The organism is Amycolatopsis acidicola, from assembly GCF_007713735.2.
GTDB lineage: Bacteria > Actinomycetota > Actinomycetes > Mycobacteriales > Pseudonocardiaceae > Amycolatopsis_E > Amycolatopsis_E acidicola.
Window position 1 is genome coordinate 15610 of record NZ_VMNW02000014.1, and the last position, 19702, is coordinate 35311.

Consider the following 19702-nt stretch of genomic DNA (forward strand, 5'->3'; position numbering starts at 1 on the left):
TCAGCGCTTCGGCGGGACGTGCACGGGAAGGCCCAGCGCGGTCAGCGCGGCCTCCATGCCGGACTCGCCAAGGGTGGGGTGGGCGTGGATGGTGTCGGCGAGCTCGTCGAGCGTGGCTTCGAGCGAGATCGCCAGCGCGCCTTCGGTGATCAGGTCGCTGGCGGACGGGCCGAAGATGTGCACGCCCAGCACCTCGCCGTGGCGCTCGCCCGCGACGATCTTCACGAATCCTTCGGTGTCCCCGAAAGTGCGTGCGCGGCCGAGCGCGGAGAACGGGAACTTGGCCGCGACGATGTCGTGCCCGGCGTCGCGGGCGGCGGCTTCGCTGAGCCCGACGCTGGCGATCTCGGGGTGTGTGAAGGTGGCCGCGGGAACGACGGTGTAGTCGATGCGCGCGTCGTGCCCGGCGATCACGTCCGCTGCCGTGATTCCCTGGTGCGACGCCACATGGGCGAGCAGCGCCTTGCCGGTCACGTCGCCGATCGCGTGCACGCCCGCGACGTTCGTGCGCAGCTGGTCGTCCACGACGATGAACCCGCGCTCGTCGGTGGCCACCCCGGCCGCGTCGAGGCCGAGCGCCGCGGTGTTGGGCCTGCGGCCGACCCCGACCAGCACGACGTCGGCGTCCAGTTTCCGGTCGCCGACGTGTACCCGCAGGCCCTCGGTGATCTCGGTGACCGAAGCACCGGTGAGCACCGTGATCCCGCGCTGGGTGAAGGAACGGCCGAGCGCCTTGCCGATCTCCGCGTCCTCCGCGGGCACCAGCCGGTCCTGCATCTCGACGATCGTGACCTCGCTGCCGAACGCGTGGAACAGGCTCGCCCATTCCGCGCCGACCGCGCTGCCGCCGATGATCACGATCCGCTCCGGCACCTCGGTGAGCCCGAACGCGCCGTCGGAGGTGATCACTCCGGGCAGGTCACCGCCGGGCACGGGCAGCCGCGCCGGGGTGGAACCGGTGGCGATGACGAAGTTCCGCGCCGTCGCCTGGTCGATGCGGGCCGCGGGCTCCGCGGCGTACCGCGGCCCGTCCGGCGCGATGGGCGACGGCCCGGCCTCGTGAATGTCCACTGTGGCCGGTCCGGTGAAGGTGGCGTGGCCCTCGACGACGGTGACCCCGTTCGCCTTGAGCAGCCCGGCCACGCCGTCGGTCAGCGTCTTGACGATGCCGTCCTTGCGCTGTCTGATCGCGGGGTAGTCGAAGCCGACATTCTCCGCGTGCACGCCGTATTCGGCGGCCGCCTTGACGGTCTGGAACACCTCGGCGGAGCGCAGCATCGCCTTGGTGGGTATGCACCCCCAGTTCAGGCACACCCCGCCAGGGCGCTCTTTCTCCACGAGGCCCACCGAGAGCCCGCGTTGGGCAGCGCGGAGGGCCGCCACATAGCCCCCGGGCCCGCCGCCGAGCACCAGAAGATCGAATTCGCGCACGACGACGTGCTCCTCACCTTGGCCGGACTTGGTGGGCGCACAGGGTTTTCCCATGCGCCGACAGGTCGAGTCTGGTACCCGGCGCAGGTGTGGACCATGCCCAGCGGGCCCAACGTTGGACGAGACGGATTGGGCGCCGCGCCCAATCAGGGGAGGTCGAGCGCCGCCAGCGCGAGGGAGAGCTCGACGTGCGCGCGGTGCCCGTCGAGCGAGTGGCCGAGCAGCGTGGTGATGCGCTGGAGGCGGTTCAGCACCGTGTTCCGGTGGCAGTGCAGGCGGGTCGCGGCGTGCGCGGCGGAGCGGTTCTCCTCCAGCCACACGGCGAGCGTCCGCAGCAGGGTTTCGCGCTCGCGTTCGGGCAGCGCGAGCACCCCGCCCAGCGCGTGGTCGACGAGGTGGCGGGTCAGCTCGGGGGAGCGCACGAGGAGCGCCTCGGGATAGCGCTCGTCCAAGGACACCAACGCTTTCGCGTCCTCGGGCACGGTGCCCAGCGCGATCAGCGCGAACGCGTGGCCCTTGCCCGCCTCGGCGAGCCCGGACACGGCGGGGGAGGCGGCGGCCGCGCCGCGGACCAGCGTGCGCAGCCTGTCGAGCACCTCGGCCGGCGCGCGGTGCTCCAGCGCCACGAGGCCCACGACGTTGTCGATCCGGGTGTGCCACAGCGAGCGGATGCCGAACGCGTCGAGCGCCGTCTGCGGCCCGGCCAGCGCGGAAACGCCCTCGGCGGTCACCCGCGCGACGACGATCAGGTAGCTCCCTGACGAGGGCAGGTTCAGCTCGCGCGCGGCCCGCTCCGCGAAGCCCGCATCGCCCGCGCGGCTGCCCAGCAGGTCCTCCACCAGCGCCAGCCGCCGCTGCTCGTCACGGCGGACGCGGTCCAGTTCGCTGTTGCGATACGAGGTGGAGAGCGCGGAGGACAGCCCGTCGATCACCGTCCACATCGCCGTGCCCGCTTCGAGGACGGCGTCCGGCGGGATGCCCGTGGCCTGGGCCTGTTCGAGCAGCGCCTCCCAGACGATCCGGCCGCCGAGGCGGAAGGTGCGCAACATGACCTCGAGCGGCACGCCCTGCACCGCCCGGTGCCGCGCGATCGCCGCGACCACCTCGTCGTCCGGCGCCGGCCCCGCGACCTTGCCGCTGAGGACTTCGAGCACGCGGGTGAGGTAGGTGAGGCAGCCTTCGTGCAGATCGTCGCGCGGGACGCTCGCGTAGTCCGTCCACTCGGGATTGTCCGTGAAGATGGCCGCGAGCAGGCGCTGCGTCAAGACTTCGACGTCACTGAGCCACGCCTGGGCCAGCCGCCGCGTACTCGGCGACGACAACACGGGTACATCCACAGCACCCCAGGCTACCGCCGCCGATCCCCGGCTTCCTCGACCTCCAGCAGTCTGGTCAGCAGCTCGTCGCCCGCGCCGAACAGCCGCCGCTGGACCTCGATGGCCACCGGAAGTGCTTCGCGGAGCACGGCGACGCCGGTGGTGGTGACCCGGATTTCCTTGCTGCGCACGTCTTTCTCGCTCCGCGGCCGGGTGACCATGGCCTTGCCTTCGAGTGCCTTCAGCATGTGCGAGACCTGCATGGTGCTGATGTCGCCGTGCCGCGCGAGTGCGGCCTGCGTCACCGGCTCGCCGGAGCGGGCGAGCCACGCCGCCATCGTCAGCGTCGTGAACTGCAGGTGGGTCAGGTCGAGCGGGGCGAGCGCGTGGTCGATCTCGCGCACGTACCGGTGCAGCACCCGCCACAGCACGAAACCGACGGCCTTCTCCGGCGCACCCAGCGACGAGGTGGCGAACAGGTCGGTGAGCTCACGGGCTTCGGCGTTCATGAGGCGGAGTCTAGCGGAGAATCGTAAACGCGTTTATGGTAAGTCCATGCGAATCGGTTGTTACCCCTACGCCGTCGTCCGGCCGCTGTTCGACGGCACAGTGGGGATCGAAGGAACGGAAGCGGAGTTCTCCGGCACTGGCGGGCTGGTTTCGGACATCTTCGAAAAGATGGTGCGTGAGCAGGCGTTCGACGTCGCCGAGCTGGGGCTGTCGTTCTACCTGCGCACGCTGGACCTGGAGGACCCGCCGTTCGTGGCGATCCCGGTGTTCCCGGCGAGGCAGTTCCGGCAGTCGGCGATCTTCGTGCACACCGGCAGCGGGATCCGCGAGCCCGCCGACCTGGCAGGGAAGGTCATCGGCGAGTTCGCCATGTACGGCCACGACGCCGGCGTGGCCGCCAAGGGCGTGCTGTCCGACGAGTACGGCCTGCGGCCCGAAGAGAGTCGCTGGGTGATCGGCGGGTTCGACTGGCCGATGGGGCCGTTCGACTTCGTCCCGCAGATCCATCCCGAAGGTGTGGACGTTTCCCGCGCGCCGGAGGGGAAGGCGCTGGGCCCCATGCTCGACGCGGGTGAGATCGACGCGATGATCTCGGCCGACGTGCCGCGGTGTGTGCTGGAGGGGTCACCCCGCGTGGCGCGGCTGTTCCCGGACTACGGCGCTGTCGAGCGGGAGTACTACGGCCGCACCGGGATCTTCCCGATCATGCACACCATCGTGGTCCGCCGCGACCTCGCGCCGGACCTGGTCGCCGCCGTGTACCGGGCTTTTTGCGAGGCACGGGATGTCGCGATGGACCACTACCGGCGTCGGCGCGTCTTCACCAACCTGGAACTGAACGTGCCCTGGTTCGGCGAACTGCTCGACCGCGATCTCGAGCTGTTCCCCGAGGGGCTCTACCCCTACGGCGTGGCGGCGAACCGCGTGTCCATCGACGCCTTCCTGCGCTGGCATTTCGAGCAGGGCCTGTCCCGGCGCCGGCTCACCCCGGAGGACATCTTCGTGCCCGAGTTGCTGGGCACCTGAGAGGGCAGCTAGAGACTGTTTTCAATGTGGTTTGCGTGGCGGTGCGGGTAGGGGAACCTGAGGCGGCCGCTGACTGTGGGATCGCCTCCTCATGAATGCCCATTCACCACAGTCGGCGCTGTCCTCGCCAGCGACCACCTCAGAACCCCCGGCGGTGCAAGGTGACGGCCCACCGCAAGCGGCTCCGCCGCTTCCAAAACACTTCCTAGATCAGGGCTCCGGCCAAGTGCTCGTCGGCCACCGCGGCTACGGCCTCGCGCCAGTTGCCGACCATCGCCCGCACGACCGTCCGCGCCTGGCCCGTGTCCGGGTAGCGCACGCGGACCGACAAACCGGAAAACGTCCGGGCGACCCAGATCTGGACCCCGTCCGCCTCGGCCGCCGCGGACACGTGCTGCGGGCGCAGCCCGTCGATTCCAGCAGCGCCGGGCAACCGGCGATAGTCGACATAGGACACCATGAACACGTCGCGCCGATCCCAGCGCAGCGGACGGGAGAGCGACGACAACGCCTGGTCGAGCGGCAACGCCGCCAGCTGCCTCGCCCGCCGGAGGCTCGCGGCGGTCTCGGCGAGACTCGTGTCCGCCGTGACGGGAGCCGTTGTCGTGAACCAGCCGAGCGCGTGCTCGTCGCCCGGCCGGCGGGTCTGTACGGGCATCAACGCCGAGGTTGCGGCCGGGCCGCCGATCGCCTGCAGCGCCCGCGCGAGTGTGGTGAGCAACGCGCCGTTCGTGGTGCTCCCGGAGAGACGCGCGGCTTCGGCCAGCCGCAGGGTGGTGCCGGCGTCCGCGAGCCGGCCGAGTTCCGTGCCCGGTTCCGCCGTCGCGCCCGGTGCCAGTCCGAGCGGCAGCGGGAACTGCGGCAACCGGTAGCCGACCGACTCGAAGTGCGCCCGCCACAGCGCCGGGTGCGGGTCGCCGGCCGGCGGCGGCTCGCACCACTCCGCGACACGGGAGACGAAGCACCCGGCGGGCGGGAGTTCCTGGCCCCGGTACAGCCGCGACATGTCCCGCACGGCCAAGGCGATCGAATGCGCGTCGACGTGCAGATGGTCGAAGCCCAGCACGATGGTGGACACGTCGGGACGCGAGACCGCGGCCAGCGCGAAGGCCGGGTAGCCGAACGGCGCGCATTCGGTGTCGAGTAACGCGCGCACGAGTTCCGTGGTCTCCGTGGGCGACGACGTTTCCCTTGGCCAGCGCGGCAGGCACACCACCTGCGCGGGGTCGTAGCGGTCCGCGCGCGGCTCACCGTCCTCGTTCGTCACCTCGCACTGCAGGGTGCTGTGTCGCGAGATCAGCGCGTGGTAGGCGGCGGTCAGCTCGGTCGCCGAGATCGGGCCGGGCACCTCGAACGTGGCGGCCAGCCAGACGGTCCGCTCACCGGCGACCGCCGCGCGCAGGTGGTTGCGCTGGTTGACCGACAGCGGCACCGGCTCAGGGCGGACGGAGCGATCCAGCAACACGCGCCACGACAGGACCTGTCCCGGCGCGAGCTGCCACCGGTCGGCGGCGGTGATGCGCATTACGCGACCGGGACGGGCGAAACGGCTTGCCGGAACACCTGTCTGAGCTGCTCGTGATACTGCCGGACCGGCTCCGCGGCCGCGGCCGTGTCGGGTGTCTGCGCCAGCAGGTAGAGGTGGTCGGCGTCGCGGTTGATCCATAGCGAGGCGTTCGCCGTGCGGCCGCGGCTGGTGAAATGCACCCCGCGCTCGTCGGCGGGCCGCCCGGCGCCCGGCAGCCGCCGAAGGTCCAAATAGGACAGCAGCTGCGGGCTGCCGAGCTGCTCCGGGGTGCACACGCCCGAGGTGACCAAAGTTTCGAGTACGACGTTCACCGGCGCGGCCGCCAGGTCTTTCGCTCGCCTCAGCGCGTCCTGCGCCCGGGCGGTCAGCTCACCGAAGTCCGCGGCGCCGCCGACCTCGAACGCGATCGGGGCGAACGTGCAGAACCAGCCCTGCGACCGGGCGAATGGGCCCCGATGCCGGGTGCTCAGCACCGTCACGCCGAAGTAGTTTTCCTTGCCTGCCAGCAGGCGTTCGGTCTCGGCCACCGCAGCGAACACGCCGGCGGTGACCCCGGCGCCCGCTTCCCGGCAGACCCGTTCGAAGCGCTCGACCTCGTCGCCGTCGAGGAAGGTCAGCTCGCGGATGACCACCGGCGCCCGCTCTCCGTCGGCGAGACCCAGCGGCAGCGGGAAACGGGGCAGCCTGCCGCCGTTCTCCCGCACGATGCGGACCCATTCCCGCACTTCCGGCGAGTCCGGCCCGTGTTCTTCGGCGTCGCGGCGTTCGAGCGCGACGTACGAGCGGAAGTCACCGCGCTCCTCCGGCGTCGGCAGTGCACCGGGGACGAGTTCGGGCCCGCCGGGTTCGGCAAGCTCGGCGGCGTAGAGATCGGCGAGTTCGGAGCACAGGAGCAGCTGCGAAAGCCCGTCGGTGAAAGCGTGGTCGCAACCCCAGAACAGGCCGAACCGGTCCTGGTTTTCCACCACGCCCAGCGCGAAACCCGGCCAGCTGCCGGGGGTGCACTCGGCGTCGAACCGTGCCTCCAGGTGGTGCTGCAGCGCCGTGTCCCAAGCGCCGTCCAAGGCCGGTTCTTCGACGACCTCGAACTCGATCGCGTCCGCGGGCACCAGGTGCCGCACGGGTTCCCGGCCCGAGAGGTCGAACCAGGTGCGGAACCCGCCGTGTGCGCGGACGAGCCGCGCCAGCGCGCGCGTCATCGCCGCGCGGTCCAACGGACCGTCCACAGTGGTCGCGATGCCGGTCCAGGCGCGATGCGGTGTTCCGGTGCGCACGGCGTGCGCCCACGCACGGAGATGGTCCGCCTGCAGGATCGACGGCGGGCCGGGGTCGACCGGCGCGGCTTCGGCGGCGGAGCGCGCGGCATCCGTCGGCCGCCAGCGGACCAGCCGCCCCGGCGCCGCCTTCCACGTCGACATGTCCGACAGGATCACGCGCCCACCTCCAGTTCGACCTCCACCGCGACGGCCTCGCGCACCTGCGTGGCGAACCCGTCGATCAGTTCTTCGACCGCCGCGAGAGCGTGGTCCGACCGCGCGCACCGCGCCGAGACGCTGATTCCGTGCGCGGAATGCACCAGCCACAGGTAGACCTCGTCCCGGCTGGGTTCCGGGCTGCGCAACGCCCGTGCGTTCCACTCCGGCCACCGGGTGGCGCCCGGCACCCCGCGAACGTCCACATAGGACACGACGAACCGGGGCGTGTCTTCGATACCCAGGATGTCCGCGGTCCGGGAGAACGACGTCTTCGCGCAGCCACGTGCTCCGGACACCGCCGCGCGAGCCTGGGCGACGGCCCCGGCGAAGTCCGGCGCGGCGCCGAGTTCGATGGCCACCGGGCAAAGGCCCACGTACCAGCCGACGGCGTCGGCGTGCTCGCGCTCGTGCCTCGTGTGCATGGGCATGACGAACGGCAGGCGCGTGTCGCCGGTCAGCGAACGCGCCGCGAGTGCAAGCGCCGCCAGCGCGCCGGACTGGGTTCCCGTTCCCAGACCGCGGCACAGCCGTTCGAGTCGTTCCGCGTCCTCGGGGCCGATCGCCCAGCGGGACAACGAATGCTGTGGCATACCGGGATCCCCGGCCGATCCGGCGGCGGCCGGGTACCCGGGGAACCGGTAGTCCTCCGGGCCGGCCAGGAACTCGTGCCAGCGGCGGACGGCCGGGTCCTGCTCGTCGATCACCGCCGCCAGCGAACGGGCCGCCGCGCTGTGGTCGACGTGGCTGCCGACCTCGGCCGCCGCCAGCGCGGTGTCGTGCTCGCCGGACAGCGCGCGGCTGTAGAGCGAGTGGAACTCCTGGAACCACAACAACTGCGAGTACGCGTCCATCACGCTGTGGTCGGCGCCGAACGCGACAGTGAACGCTGCGCCGCCCGGCTCGGTCACTGTCGCGAACAGACAGTGCGGCCATGAACTCGGTGACACAGCGGCGAAATATTCGGTTAACACGTCATGGGCCGTGTTTGTTGTCACGTTGCCGCGCTCCTCGGCACGGACGTCCACTTCGGTGGCGGCCACCGAACGCCGTTGCCAGCCGGGGTTTTCGCCGCCGGTGCTCCGCACGGTCGTTCGCAACGCCTCGTGCCGCGCGATCCACGCGCGCAGGGCGCGGCGCACCGCGCCGGCGTCGTAGCGCAGCGGGATCCGCATGACCGAGCCGATCCACGCGCCGGGGACGGCGTCACGCAGGTGCGCCTCGTGGTCGTAGGAGATTCCTCGCTCGTCGTCGTGCCAGGAAGCTTTTTCGCAGACGGGCGCCCAGGTTGTGAGGGTCCCATCCGGCAACGGGTAGGCGGATAGTTCCGTGTACTCCATTCGTGCGGCCTCGCTGATCGCGTCGTTACTCGCCGTCGGGGAGCAGCAGACTATATGCGAATTCTTTTCATGACAGGAGGGGTCGGCGATGTGCTGATCGTCACCGGCTCCGGGGCTTCAACCGACCGGCCGAAGTGGACACAATCGGGACCACTCTCCGGGCCGGGACGTCGTCGTCCATCCGGCCCCAGCGTAGTTTTCCCCGTCCCCGCCTGGAAGGTGCCGTTGTCATTCGGGCAAGCCGGCTGATCCGTCTCGAGTTCGCGGATGACCTGTTCCTGCGCCGCCACCGTGGCGCGCGGACTCCCGCGATCAACCAGTTCGCGTGGCGGTTCGACCGGCCGCCGGGCGAGCAGGCGGTGCGCCGCTTCCACGAACGGCTGGCCGCCGGTGCGCTGACGCGCCGCGTCGAGCGGTCCAGGGTTCCCACTGCGCGGGATCGTTGGGTGCGCGGTGAAAGACCTCTGCCACCGCACGTCGAATCCTTGCCCGTCCCGGAGGACGGAATCATGACCTGGTTGCACTCCAGGGTTTCCGCCGGATTGGATCCGGCACGGGCGACGGCGTGGCAACTGTCCTACGCGCGAACCGGCGATGGTGGAGCGGTGCTGTCGCTGGTCGCCGCGCACGCGATCGCCGATGGCGCCGCGCTGCTCGACGCGCTGCGGCGCGCGGCCGCCGACGAGCCGCCGCTGCGGATCCCGGACAGGGCAAGCGTTTTGCGCACCCTGCTGTCCGATGTGGCCGACGGCGCCCGCCAGTCGCGGATCGTGGCGAAATGGCTGGCGGGCAGGCCGCGCCTGCCTCGCGCCGGCAAGAAGCCCCAGGGGAAACCGGCACCGGGAGAACCGGCACCGCATCCGGACTGGACCATGCCGCACGTCGTGGTCGAATGCGACAGCACGGAACTCGCCCACGCGGCAGAACACCACGGCGGCAGCGTCAACACGCTCTTCGCGGCCGCGCTCGCCCGTATCGCGCGAGCGGCAGCCGACAGGGAAGACGCGCCGGAGCCGGACAAGGTCGCCCTGCCGGTGAGCGGCAGGCTGGGCGCGGACGATCTCCGGGCCAACTCCACGAAGATCGCGATGGCGGTCTTCGGCTCGGAGGCCCTGCGCAAACGTGAGCTCGCTCCGCTCAAAGCCGCGTGCAAGAAGGCTTACGTCGCACTGGCCGCGGCGCCCGCGCCGCCCATCCCACTGGCGCTGATCCAGATGCTGCCCGACCGCGTACTGGACAGGCTGCCGCAACCCCCGGCGGCGTCGGTGCTCGCGTCCAACCTCGGCGAGCCGCCGCCTGCTTTCCGCGAACTCGGTGGCGTCACGGCGAAAAGTGTTTCCGCGACCGCCCACTATCCGGGAATCGACGCCGCCGAGGTGGCCACGATCGGGCGCGGAGTCGCGGGCTGGCTGATGATCACCGGCGAGCGCGCGACGGTTTCCGTGTGCGGGCTCGACCCTGGCGGCATCCCCGGCCAGGCGAGGCTCCTCGAGCTGATCGTCGGTGAGCTCGCGGAATGGGGAGTGGGTGCCCGCCCGTGGTGATCCCTTCAGACCGCGGCTTCCAGCCTGCCGGTGGCCGCCGACACGGCGTCGGCCACCGGGGTCATCCGTTCCGCGAACCGCTCTGCCCTGGCCCGGACCTCAGGGCGCGACATCGCCGCGACCGCGGCGGTCAGCGAAGCCGCGTCGAGCCGCGAGAACCGGACCGAAGTGCCGATACCGTGCCCGCGCAGGATCGCCGCCCACATCGGCTGATCGGCGCTGAACGGGCAGACCACGGAAGGCTTTCCGGCGCGCACGACCGCCGCGGTGGTCCCGGCTCCGCCGTGGTGCACCACAACCGAGCACTTCGGCAGGACCTCGGCGTGCTCGACCGCGGGCGTGACGAACAGCCGTGCGTCGGCGGGCCGCTCGAAACCACTCCAGCCCGCCACGACGAGCGCGCGCACCCCGAGTTCATCGCACATCCGGGTGACCGAATCCAGCACCGCGGCCGGATCCGGCACGGGCATGCTGCCGAATCCGACGTACACTGGCGGCGGCCCGCCGGCGAGCCAGGATTCCAGTTCCCCGTCGATGTTTTCGGCAGGCCGCGCCGACCAGGGCAGGTCGAGCGAGCCCACCAGCGGGCGCCGGTTTCCCCATTCCCCGGCCAGACCTGGGACCAGCGCGGCATCGTAAGCCTGCACCTCCGTGGCGCCCCTGTCCCGCAACCGGCTCGGGAGGTCGACGACGGCGGGCGGCAGGCCGAGCTCCTTCCGGTGCTCGTTCTCGGCCTTCCGGGTCAGCGCCCACCGCACGGCTTCGCCCGCGCGCCACGTGGAACTCCGCACGCGGGCGCTCTTCCCGCCGAAAGACACCAGCGGTACAACGGAATTCGCGCGCACCGGGCAGTAATGCAAGGCGGCGAAAGCGATTTCGCGCGCTTCGGCGACCGCCGCGCCCATCTCCTGGCCGAGCAACCCGGTCACGACGACATCGGCCTTCACCGACAGTCGCTCGATTCCCTCCCGCAGCTCGGTCCAGCCGTATGCCGCGACTTCGCGCAGCGCCCGCGCACGCCGCCGGGGATCCGCCGAGCGCATTTCCTTGCGCACCAACGACGAGGTCAGCAACTCCCGGCTGTCCACGCCGATCTCGATCGCGTCGAGGCCGAGCCGGCGCGCCATCGGCAGCAGGTTCGGCGCCACCCCGAGCTCCACCCGGTGCCCGCGCTCACGCAGTCCGGCCGCGACGGCAAGGCCCGGTTGCACGTCACCTCGGCTGCCCACCAGAGCGAGCGCGAACGTTCTCGTCTGCATAGCCGGAACTGTAAGGGATTTCGCCCATGACACAAGAGCCCGCCATCCGCGCGGAAGGACTGGTGAAGGCGTTCGGGTCGCACCGGGCCGTCGCCGGGATCGATCTCGAAGTGCCGCGGGGATCGGTGTTCGCGCTGCTCGGCCCGAACGGCGCGGGGAAGACCACGACAGTGCGTATGCTGGCCACGCTGCTGCGCCCGGACAGCGGACGCGCCACGGTTTTCGGCCACGACGTGGCGCGGGAACCGGCCGCGGTGCGGAAGCTGGTCTCCCTCACCGGGCAGTACGCGTCTGTCGACAACGCGCTCACGGCAACGGAAAACCTCGTGATCTTCGGGCGGCTGCGCGGCCTGTCCCGGCGGCGGTCCCGCGAGCGCGCCGCGGAACTGTTGCGGGACTTCGATCTGCCGGACGCCGCGCGACGCCCGGTTTCGGGCTTCTCCGGCGGGATGCGGCGGCGGCTCGACCTGGCGGCCAGTCTCGTCGTCCGCCCGGCACTGCTGTTCCTCGACGAACCCACCACGGGCCTGGACCCGCGGACCCGCAACGGGATGTGGTCGGCCGTACGGTCCCTTGTGGACGAAGGCACGACGGTGCTGCTGACCACGCAGTACCTCGAAGAGGCCGACCGGCTCGCCGACCGGATCGCGGTGATCGACCGCGGCCGGGTCGTGGCCTCGGGTACCGCGGCTTCGTTGAAGGATTCGCTCGGGCGGTCCTCGCTGCGGTTGAGGGTCGCCGTCCCCGCCCAGTTCGGCGCCGCGAAGGACGTGCTCACCGGCCTTTTCGGCGCGGGAGTGAACCCCGGCGATGACGCGAGCACGCTGACCGTCCCGGTCGAGGATCCTGGTGTCGTGGCCGATGTCGCGCTCGCCCTCCGGGCGCGGTCGGTGCGCATCGGGGAGATCGCGGTGGTCCGCCCTTCGCTCGACGAGGTCTTCCTGTCACTGACCGGACCGGGGCGCGAGTCATGACCGCGTTCGGCCAGTCGTGCACGCTCGCCTACCGGGGACTGCTGCGGATCCGGCACGATCCCCAGCGCCTGTTCGACGTCGTGGCGTTGCCGGTGGTGGTGACCGTGCTGTTCGCCGGTGTGTTCGGCGGGGCGGTTTCCGGTTCCGTCGGCGCGTACCTGCCGCGGCTGGTCCCCGGCGTGCTCGTGCAGATCGCCGTCACCGCGTCGGTGGTCACCGGCGTCCAGTTGCGCGACGACATGGACCGCGGGGTGTTCGACCGCTTCCGCTCGTTCCCGATCAGCCGGGTGGCGCCGCTCGCCGGGGCGCTGCTCGCGGACGTGGTGCGGTACGTGGTGGCGTCGGCGGTCACCGTGCTGGTCGGGCTGGCGCTGGGGTACCGCCCGCAGAGCTGGGCGGGGCTGCTCGCCGGCTGCGCGCTGGTCGTCGGCTGTGCCTTCGCGCTCAGCTGGATCTTCGCGTTCCTCGGCGTCGTGATGCGCAGCGCGTCGGCCGTGCAGGGTTCGTCGATGCTGGTGCTGATGCCGCTGTCGTTCATGTCCAACGCACTGGTACCGACCACCACGATGCCCGGCTGGATGCAGCGGGTCGCCGAGGTGAACCCGATCTCGCACCTGGTCTCCGCGGTGCGTCAACTGTCCGAAGTGGAGCCGGGAGCGGGCTCGGTGGGCTGGGCGGTGGCCGGTTCCGCCGCCGTGCTCGCGCTGATGGCTCCCCTCACCGTGCGGGCCTACGTCCGCCGCGACTGAAAGGACCGCCCGTGACCGACCGGCTGACCTACGACGACGACCTGTTCCTCCGGGCGGACCGCGTCCTCGGCATCCCCGTGGTGAACCAGAGCGTGTGGCGGTTCCCCGAACGGCTCGGCCCGGAGGCGGTCGACGAGCTCGCGCGGTCGCTCGCCGTCGGGCGCCTCGGCAGGCTGGTGGTGCGCAGCCGTGTGCCGGGCGCGCGTGACCGCTGGGTCCGGTGCGGCGCGGTGACGCCGGTCGTCCGGTCCGCCCCGGTCGAACCGGGCGACGTCCTCGGCTGGGCCGACGAACAGGCCGACGTCGAGCTCGACCCGGAACTCGGGCCACCGTGGCAGCTGGCGTCCGCGCCGACAACGGACGGTGGCGAGCTGCTGTCGCTGGCCGTCTCGCACGCGGTCGGCGACGGGGGAGCGCACATCGCGTCGATCGTCGAAGCGGGCCGGAATGTCCACATCGGACGGCAGACGCGCCTTCGTGACGACGTGCGCGACAGCGTTGCCCAGGTCGTGCGCGCCGCGCGGGGGATCAGGACGGCCGTTCAGGGGCGCGGGATGGTGTCCGTGCCGCCGGGTACGCAGTCCTCCAGCGTCCGCGAGGCCGAGCCCGGCGACGAGCCCTGCCGGCCGCCGCTGACCGTGCTCGACTGCGATGCCCGGGTCTGGGAGGACGCGGCGCTGGCGAACGGCGGTTCAGGAAACGCGCTGCTCGTCGCGATCGCCGTCGAGATACTGGTGGCCTCGGGCCGGGTCGGGCCGGACGCGCCGGTGAAGGTCTCGCTGCCGGTGAGCGCGCGCGGTGGGGACGACCTGCGGGCGAACGCGACGACCGGTGTCTCCGTCGCCGTCGATGTCGGTCCCGACGGGCACGTGGGCGACCTCGCGACGATCCGGGCGCGTAGCAAGACGGCGTTCGGCTCACTGCGTTCGGGCCGGGTGCCTCCGGTGCGCGCGCTCGAACCGCTGGTCCAGCTGCTGCCGGACGCCCTCGTCGCGCGGCTGGCACGCAGCTCGCCCGCGCCGCTGTGCCTGTGTTCGAACCTCGGCACGCTGCCGAAGGACTTCACGGCGCCGACCGGGGTGCCCGCGACATCGGTGATGATGCGCTCGATGACCCGGCTGGTGACGCGCTCCCTGCTGCGGCAGCGCGGCGGGGGCCTGAGCATCTGGTGGTCACGCACCGGGGACACGGCGACACTGGCCGTGCTGGGCCTGGACCCCGGGCACTTCCCCGACGAGCCCACGCTGCGGCGGCTGACCACCGGAGCGTTGGACCGCTGGGGGCTCCGCGCCACCTCGTGGTGAGCGCGTCAGAACTCGTCGGACTTGGACAGCTCGCGCTCGAACGAGTCCGCCGCGGCCGCGACCGAGCGCATCGGCTGCTCGAACTCGTCCCGGATGTCCAGCGAAAGCAGCGGCACGGTGTGCTTGATCAGCGCGACGCCGTCGACCACCGCGGCGCCCCCGACGCTGGACGAACCGGCCAGCTCCAGGAGGCGGCGCAGGTCGATCTTGTCCGCCCAGCCGACCGCGGAGGAGATCTCCGCCCATTCGGCGCCGTCCTTGTCGGGCAGGTGGTGGACCGTGACCTGCTGGGAGCGCCCGTCCTCGGTGCCGAGGCGGAAGCGCAGCCAGTTCTCGCGCTCCTCCAGCACCTCGTAGCGCACGCGCACGTAGCTGATTACTTCGGACCAGATGGTCACGTCGGCCCTGCCTCTCGTTCACGGCTTCCGGCGCCAGCTTAGTGTCAGCGCGCCGGGTTTGCGGCAGCATGGGCGGCATGGCTGACGCTTCGGCTAACCCGCGGTTCGCGAGGGCGTACGTGCGGATGAGCGAACTGGCTGACGAACGTGGCGGCGCCGAGCACCGGGAGCGCCTGCTGCGCGGGCTGAGCGGCCGGGTGCTGGAGGTCGGCGCGGGCAACGGGCGCAATTTCGCGCACTACCCGCGCACGGTGGACGAGGTGGTGGCCGTCGAGCCGGACGGCATCCTGCGCGCCCACGCCGAACGCGCCGCGGCAGTGGTACCGGTCCGCCTGGTCGACGGCGACGCGTCCCGGCTGCCCGCCGCGGACGGGGAGTTCGACGCCGTCGTGTACTCGCTGGTGCTTTGCTCGGTGCCCGACGTGGCTGCCGCGCTGGCCGAGGCGTGGCGAGCGCTGCGTCCTGGCGGCGAGGTCCGGTACTACGAGCATGTGCGGTCCGGCAGCGCGATCGCGGGGCGGCTGCAGGACCTGATCACCCCACTGTGGTCCCGCCTGGGCGGCGGCTGCCACCCGAACCGGGACACCGAGGGCTCCCTGCGCGCCGCGGGTTTCGAGGTGACCGGCGAGCGGTTCTCGTTCCGGCCGCAGCCCCTGATCCCCCCGACCGCCCACATTCTCGGTGTGGCAAGGAAGGTTTAGCGGGCTGTCGTGCCGGGCTCAACACGTCGCCAGCAGGAAATCCTCCCCGCTCGACGGGCGCAGGCCGTCCGCGCGCCCGGCGAAGTATCGCTCCGCCAGAGTGCTTCCGGGGACATGCCGCACCTCGGCGAAACCCGCGTCGCGGGCGAGCCCCAGCATCTCGTCCGGCGTGTAGAAGCTGACGAACGGCGTCCCCGAACTCCGCGCGCCTGCCTTGCTCGCCTCGAGCCCGGGGCGGTCGGCGTCGTCGAGGAGTTCCGGCGGCAGCAGGAAAGTCATGGCCAGCGTGGAGCCCGGAGCGAAGCCCGCGATCCGGCGCAGGGTGGCCGCCGTGGTGTCCTTCGACAGGTACATCGTGACGCCCGTCGAGGCGATCACCGCGGGCCGCGCCGGGTCGAAACCGGCGGTGACGAGTTGTCCCACCACGACTCGGTTTCGAAATCCACCGGCACCAGGTCCGGAACGTCGTAGCCGAGCTCGCGCAGGCGCTCCCGTTTCCACTGTGAAGTTCCCGGCTGATCGATCTCGAACACCCGGCCGGGGAAGTCGGGCCGCCGCTGGGCGAACGTGTCCAGCCCTGCCCCGAGTAGCACGTACTGACCGGCCTCCTCCGCGAGCACGAGGTCCTCGATGAACCGCGCCCGCGCCACGATCCCGGCCCGGAAACCCTTGGTGGCAACCGGATCCATGTCCGGCCGCTGCCGCCAGCCGTCGCCGGGCGCGGCCAGCCGGAGCCCGATCGCGTCCTCGAACACGGGCGGCGGCCCGTCGACCTCCAGGTGCAGCGCGCGCCAGAGCGCCGTCCGCACCGCTGTGCTGTCCGGCTCATCGGTCACGTGCCGGACACCCCTTCGATCCCGGTAGTCATTGCGACAATCTAGCCAGCCGCCACCGGAACCCGGCGACTTCCCGTGTCCCGTGCTGACCCCGAGCGCCCGATCGGCGACGATGTCGACCATGAGTGAACTCGAAGACACCCACTCCCCGGCGCATCGCCGGGTGCCGATGGCCGGCCGGGACCCTGGGGAGTCCGGCCGGGTGTCCTCACCGCTGGAACTGCTCTTCGACCTGACCTTCGTGGTCGCCGTCGGCACCGCGGCGTCGAACTTCGCCGAGATGTTCGCCGGCGGGCACGTCGGCGCCTCGATCACCGCGTTCGTGCTCGCGATGTTCGCGATCAGCATCGCGTGGATCAGCTTCAGCTGGTTCGCCTCCGCGTTCGCCACCGACGACTGGCTGTACCGCCTCCTCACGATGGTGCAGATGATCGGCGTCGTCATCTTCTCCCTCGGCCTGCCGGCGATGTTCCGGTCCGTCGAAGAGGGCGAGCACCTCGAGCTGCGGGCGATCGTCATCGGCTACGTCGTGATGCGCGTGGCGATGGTGCTGCAGTGGTGGCGCGCCGCGCGCGAGTCGCCCGAGTTCCGCCGCGTCGGCTTCGCCAACATCCGCTGGACGGTGATCGCCCAGATCGGCTGGGTCGTGGTCGGGTTCACGAGCCTGCCGCTGGCCGCCGTGTTCGTCGCGTTCGGGCTGCTCGCGGTCATGGAGGTCGCCCTCCCGCTGCTCGCGCAGGGCCACGCGGGCGGCACGCCGTGGCATCCGCATCACGTCGCCGAGCGGTACAGCCTGTTCGCGATCATCACTCTCGGCGAGGGCGTGGTCGGCACCGTCGCTTCTTCGGGTGACCTGCTCGGCGGCGAAGGCGGCACGCACTGGACGTTCGACGCGGTCGCCATCGTGATCGCCGGTGTCGGGCTCACCTTCGGCATGTGGTGGGTGTACTTCACGACCCCGTTCGGCGAGATCCTGGTGCACCGCCGCAGCCGCGGCTACCTGTTCGGCTACGGGCACATCCTGCTGTTCATCGGCGTCGCGGGCGCGGGCGCCGGCCTGCACGTGGCGGGCCTGCATCTGGAGCACCACACGGAACTCGGCGACGCGGCGGTGGTGCTCGCGCTGGCCGCACCGGTCGGGCTCTACCTGCTGATGGTGTACCTGCTGCACACCCTGCTGCTGTCCGCGAAGGACCCGTTCCACCTCTTGCTGATCGCGCTCACGCTCGTCGTGCTCGCCGTCGCGGTGGTGCTCTCCGCCGCCGGTGTCGCGATTTCGGTGTGCCTGCTCGTCGTGATGCTCGCCCCGTTCGTCACGGTCGTCGGCTACGAACTGGTCGGCTACCGGCACCAGCGGCGCATGCTCGGAGAGCTCGCGGCACGCCACCCAGAGGGCTGATCACAGCGGCCACCGCGTTTCGGTGCGAAGGTCCCCACTGCGGACGCAGCGCCCTCCGGGCCGGAGTGTGGAGCACGATAAGTCCACTGTGGACTCAAGACCCGCGCTTCGCCCGTTCCCGTTGCGGCACGACGGTGTACTTCGGGTCCCTCGCCGACTCCAGGCCCGCGTGGAAGATCCCCCAGCGGAGCGCCGCCGAGGCCCCGACCAGCGCGGCACCGGAAAGCCGCCGCAGGAAGCCGTTGCGCCGTGCCAGCAGCGAACCCGCCACTCCGGCGGCGGAAAGCGCCTCTGCCGCGCGGACGTATTTACCGCCGCGGCCGGTGCGGTAGGGCTCGGCGACCATGCCGAGCCGCCGCTCCATCAGCTTGAACGCCCCGTTTTCCAGCGTGGCGCCGAGAACAGCCAGCGTCCGCGCCGGGCCGGTCTCGGCCTCGGGCGCTGCGAGTAGCGCGAGCCCACCGGCCGCGGTGGCGGCGGAACCCACGAACACGTAAGGCATTTCGCGATAGCCGTCATGCCACGACGGGACCGCCGTGTCGGTGATCAGCGCGGCGGTGTAGGCGGCCACGGCGGGGCCGAACACCGTCGTGCCCGCCGTCGCGACTGTACCGATCCGGCGGAATTTGCCTGTCACAGCAGAGAAAGCGGCTGCGCCCGCCAGGGGCCCGTACGCGGTGAGCAGCCAGGAACCCACGCTCATCGGCGAAGTCACCTTAAGCACCCGCAGCATGTTCAGGAACCGCATGGGCCGCCCGAGATCGTTGACGAGCGCCACGAGCGAAAGGCTCACCGCGCCGAAAGCGCCGGTCTTGCTGATCGCCGCCATCGCGGGCCTGCCGGTGGCCTGCGCCCCCGCGCCCAGCAACGACGACGCCCCGGCGAGCCCGCCGAGGAACAGGTAACCCGGGACGTCCGGTGACGCCCAGACCGGCTCCTTGAGCACGGGTTTCCCGTAGTAGGAAGAGAACTCCGCGTCCGGCACCATCGGCTGCTCGCCGCGTTTGCGCCGCTTTCCGGGGTGGGTCATCGCCGCCTCCTTGAGCCGAGGAACGACGCGAGCGCGCCACCGGCGAGCGTGGCGGCGGCCGTCGCAACGTGCCGCCACATTGAGGGCAGATCCCGCGTGGTCACCACGGGGTCCGGCGGCAGCCCGTACACCTCCGGCTCGTCCAGCAGCAGGAAGAACGCGCCGTCCCCGCCGACGCCGTCGTTGGGGTCGTGCCCGTAGAGCCTCGCCTCGGGCACACCCGCTTCGTGCAGTTGCCCCACCCGCTCCCGTGCGCGTTCACGCAACTCGTCCAGCGGGCCGAACTGGATGGAATCGGTGGGACACGCCTTGGCGCAGGCCGGTTCCATGCCCTCGCCGAGCCGGTCGTAGCAGAGCGTGCACTTCCAGGCCCTGCCGTCCTCCTCGCGTCGCCCGATGACGCCGTAGGGGCAGGCGGGAATGCAGTAGCCGCAGCCGTTGCAGATGTCCTGCTGGACCACGACCGTGCCGAACTCGGTGCGGAACAACGAACCCGTCGGGCACACGTCGAGGCAGGCCGCCTCCGTGCAGTGCTTGCACACGTCCGACGACATCAGCCACCGGAAGTCCGAACTCTCCTCCTGGGTGCCCTGTTCGGCCATCGAGAGCACGTCGAGACCGTCGTGCAGCCCGGGGGCCTCGCGCGCGAGCGGCTTGCTCTGTTCGATGAACGCGACGTGTCGCCAGGTGCTTCCGCCGAGCCCCACCGTGTTGTCGTAGGACATCCCGGTCAGCTCGATGCCGTCCTCGGGGATCGCGTTCCACTCCTTGCACGCCACCTCGCACGCCTTGCAGCCGATGCACACGCTGGTGTCGGTGAAGAAACCCATGCGGGGTGGGTGGTCGTGGTAGCCGGTCGCGGAGGCGGGATCGACGGCGGTCATG

The 19702-nt window shown here is 71.3% G+C and carries 18 protein-coding genes and 1 pseudogene; 7 read left to right on the forward strand and 12 right to left on the reverse strand.

The window, feature by feature from the left end:
• The 3 genes from lpdA to FPZ12_RS12300 form a co-directional block, all read right to left on the reverse strand.
• Nucleotides 1-1431 (reverse strand): dihydrolipoyl dehydrogenase, encoded by a 1431-nt coding sequence (gene lpdA / locus FPZ12_RS12290; RefSeq protein WP_144749601.1) that lies wholly within the window; start codon nucleotides 1429-1431, stop codon nucleotides 1-3.
• 146 nt (nucleotides 1432-1577) lie between these two features.
• A complete protein-coding gene (locus tag FPZ12_RS12295) occupies nucleotides 1578-2768 on the reverse strand; it encodes a PucR family transcriptional regulator (RefSeq protein WP_144749599.1) in 1191 nt (396 codons plus the stop codon).
• 11 nt (nucleotides 2769-2779) lie between these two features.
• The gene (locus FPZ12_RS12300; protein WP_144749597.1) at nucleotides 2780-3256 is read right to left on the reverse strand and encodes a MarR family winged helix-turn-helix transcriptional regulator; all 477 of its coding nucleotides are present in this window, start codon (nucleotides 3254-3256) and stop codon (nucleotides 2780-2782) included.
• A 46-nt stretch (nucleotides 3257-3302) separates the two neighbouring features.
• Here FPZ12_RS12300 and FPZ12_RS12305 point away from each other — a divergent pair, with 46 nt between their 5' ends.
• Nucleotides 3303-4283 carry a substrate-binding domain-containing protein gene (locus FPZ12_RS12305; RefSeq protein ID WP_150980295.1) on the forward strand — a complete coding sequence of 327 codons (981 nt, stop codon included), beginning with the start codon at nucleotides 3303-3305 and terminating at the stop codon, nucleotides 4281-4283.
• Nucleotides 4284-4488: 205 nt separating this feature from the next.
• Here FPZ12_RS12305 and FPZ12_RS12310 read toward each other — a convergent pair whose 3' ends face one another.
• From FPZ12_RS12310 to FPZ12_RS12325, 4 genes are read right to left on the reverse strand one after another with little or no spacing between them, the layout of a single operon-like run.
• Nucleotides 4489-5808, reverse strand: coding sequence for a condensation domain-containing protein (locus FPZ12_RS12310; protein WP_166462707.1), 1320 nt, complete (start codon nucleotides 5806-5808; stop codon nucleotides 4489-4491).
• Nucleotides 5808-7244 carry a condensation domain-containing protein gene (locus tag FPZ12_RS12315; protein WP_144749594.1) on the reverse strand — a complete coding sequence of 479 codons (1437 nt, stop codon included), beginning with the start codon at nucleotides 7242-7244 and terminating at the stop codon, nucleotides 5808-5810. The genes FPZ12_RS12310 and FPZ12_RS12315 overlap by 1 nt, the downstream gene beginning before the upstream one ends.
• A complete protein-coding gene (locus tag FPZ12_RS12320; RefSeq protein WP_144749592.1) occupies nucleotides 7241-8623 on the reverse strand; it encodes a condensation domain-containing protein in 1383 nt (460 codons plus the stop codon). Before FPZ12_RS12320 ends, FPZ12_RS12315 begins: the two co-directional genes overlap by 4 nt.
• 50 nt (nucleotides 8624-8673) lie before the next feature.
• The gene (locus tag FPZ12_RS12325) at nucleotides 8674-9099 is read right to left on the reverse strand and encodes a hypothetical protein (RefSeq protein WP_144749590.1); all 426 of its coding nucleotides are present in this window, start codon (nucleotides 9097-9099) and stop codon (nucleotides 8674-8676) included.
• A 33-nt stretch (nucleotides 9100-9132) separates the two neighbouring features.
• On the opposite strand from FPZ12_RS12325, the gene FPZ12_RS12330 reads away from it, so the two are divergent.
• A complete protein-coding gene (locus FPZ12_RS12330; RefSeq protein ID WP_144749588.1) occupies nucleotides 9133-10167 on the forward strand; it encodes a hypothetical protein in 1035 nt (344 codons plus the stop codon).
• Between the two features lie 5 nt (nucleotides 10168-10172).
• On the opposite strand, the gene FPZ12_RS12335 is transcribed toward FPZ12_RS12330, so the two are convergent.
• Nucleotides 10173-11426: a glycosyltransferase gene (locus tag FPZ12_RS12335; protein ID WP_144749586.1), complete on the reverse strand. Its 1254-nt coding sequence runs from the start codon at nucleotides 11424-11426 to the stop codon at nucleotides 10173-10175.
• Between the two features lie 26 nt (nucleotides 11427-11452).
• Between FPZ12_RS12335 and FPZ12_RS12340 the strand changes: the two genes are divergently transcribed.
• From FPZ12_RS12340 to FPZ12_RS12350, 3 genes are read left to right on the forward strand one after another with little or no spacing between them, the layout of a single operon-like run.
• Nucleotides 11453-12400: an ATP-binding cassette domain-containing protein gene (locus FPZ12_RS12340; RefSeq protein ID WP_144749584.1), complete on the forward strand. Its 948-nt coding sequence runs from the start codon at nucleotides 11453-11455 to the stop codon at nucleotides 12398-12400.
• Nucleotides 12397-13149, forward strand: coding sequence for an ABC transporter permease (locus tag FPZ12_RS12345; protein ID WP_144749582.1), 753 nt, complete (start codon nucleotides 12397-12399; stop codon nucleotides 13147-13149). Before FPZ12_RS12340 ends, FPZ12_RS12345 begins: the two co-directional genes overlap by 4 nt.
• Nucleotides 13150-13160: 11 nt before the next feature.
• Nucleotides 13161-14453, forward strand: a complete 1293-nt coding sequence (locus tag FPZ12_RS12350; RefSeq protein ID WP_144749580.1) for a hypothetical protein — start codon at nucleotides 13161-13163, stop codon at nucleotides 14451-14453.
• A 5-nt stretch (nucleotides 14454-14458) separates the two neighbouring features.
• On the opposite strand, the gene FPZ12_RS12355 is transcribed toward FPZ12_RS12350, so the two are convergent.
• Nucleotides 14459-14851, reverse strand: coding sequence for a YbjN domain-containing protein (locus FPZ12_RS12355; RefSeq protein WP_144749578.1), 393 nt, complete (start codon nucleotides 14849-14851; stop codon nucleotides 14459-14461).
• Between the two features lie 77 nt (nucleotides 14852-14928).
• On the opposite strand from FPZ12_RS12355, the gene FPZ12_RS12360 reads away from it, so the two are divergent.
• Nucleotides 14929-15552: a class I SAM-dependent methyltransferase gene (locus FPZ12_RS12360; RefSeq protein WP_144749576.1), complete on the forward strand. Its 624-nt coding sequence runs from the start codon at nucleotides 14929-14931 to the stop codon at nucleotides 15550-15552.
• 18 nt (nucleotides 15553-15570) lie between these two features.
• Here the strand turns inward: FPZ12_RS12360 and FPZ12_RS47090 are convergent.
• Nucleotides 15571-16511, reverse strand: a pseudogene (locus FPZ12_RS47090) (class I SAM-dependent methyltransferase).
• Between FPZ12_RS47090 and FPZ12_RS12370 the strand changes: the two are divergent.
• Nucleotides 16510-17787: a low temperature requirement protein A gene (locus tag FPZ12_RS12370; RefSeq protein WP_243769810.1), complete on the forward strand. Its 1278-nt coding sequence runs from the start codon at nucleotides 16510-16512 to the stop codon at nucleotides 17785-17787. The pseudogene FPZ12_RS47090 and the gene FPZ12_RS12370 sit on opposite strands and share 2 nt — an antisense overlap.
• 94 nt (nucleotides 17788-17881) lie before the next feature.
• Here the strand turns inward: FPZ12_RS12370 and nrfD are convergent, their stop codons facing one another.
• Nucleotides 17882-18817, reverse strand: coding sequence for an NrfD/PsrC family molybdoenzyme membrane anchor subunit (nrfD, locus tag FPZ12_RS12375; RefSeq protein ID WP_144749574.1), 936 nt, complete (start codon nucleotides 18815-18817; stop codon nucleotides 17882-17884).
• Nucleotides 18814-19701, reverse strand: coding sequence for a 4Fe-4S dicluster domain-containing protein (locus FPZ12_RS12380; protein WP_144749572.1), 888 nt, complete (start codon nucleotides 19699-19701; stop codon nucleotides 18814-18816). The genes nrfD and FPZ12_RS12380 overlap by 4 nt, the downstream gene beginning before the upstream one ends.
• Between the last annotated feature and the right edge of the window lies 1 nt (nucleotide 19702).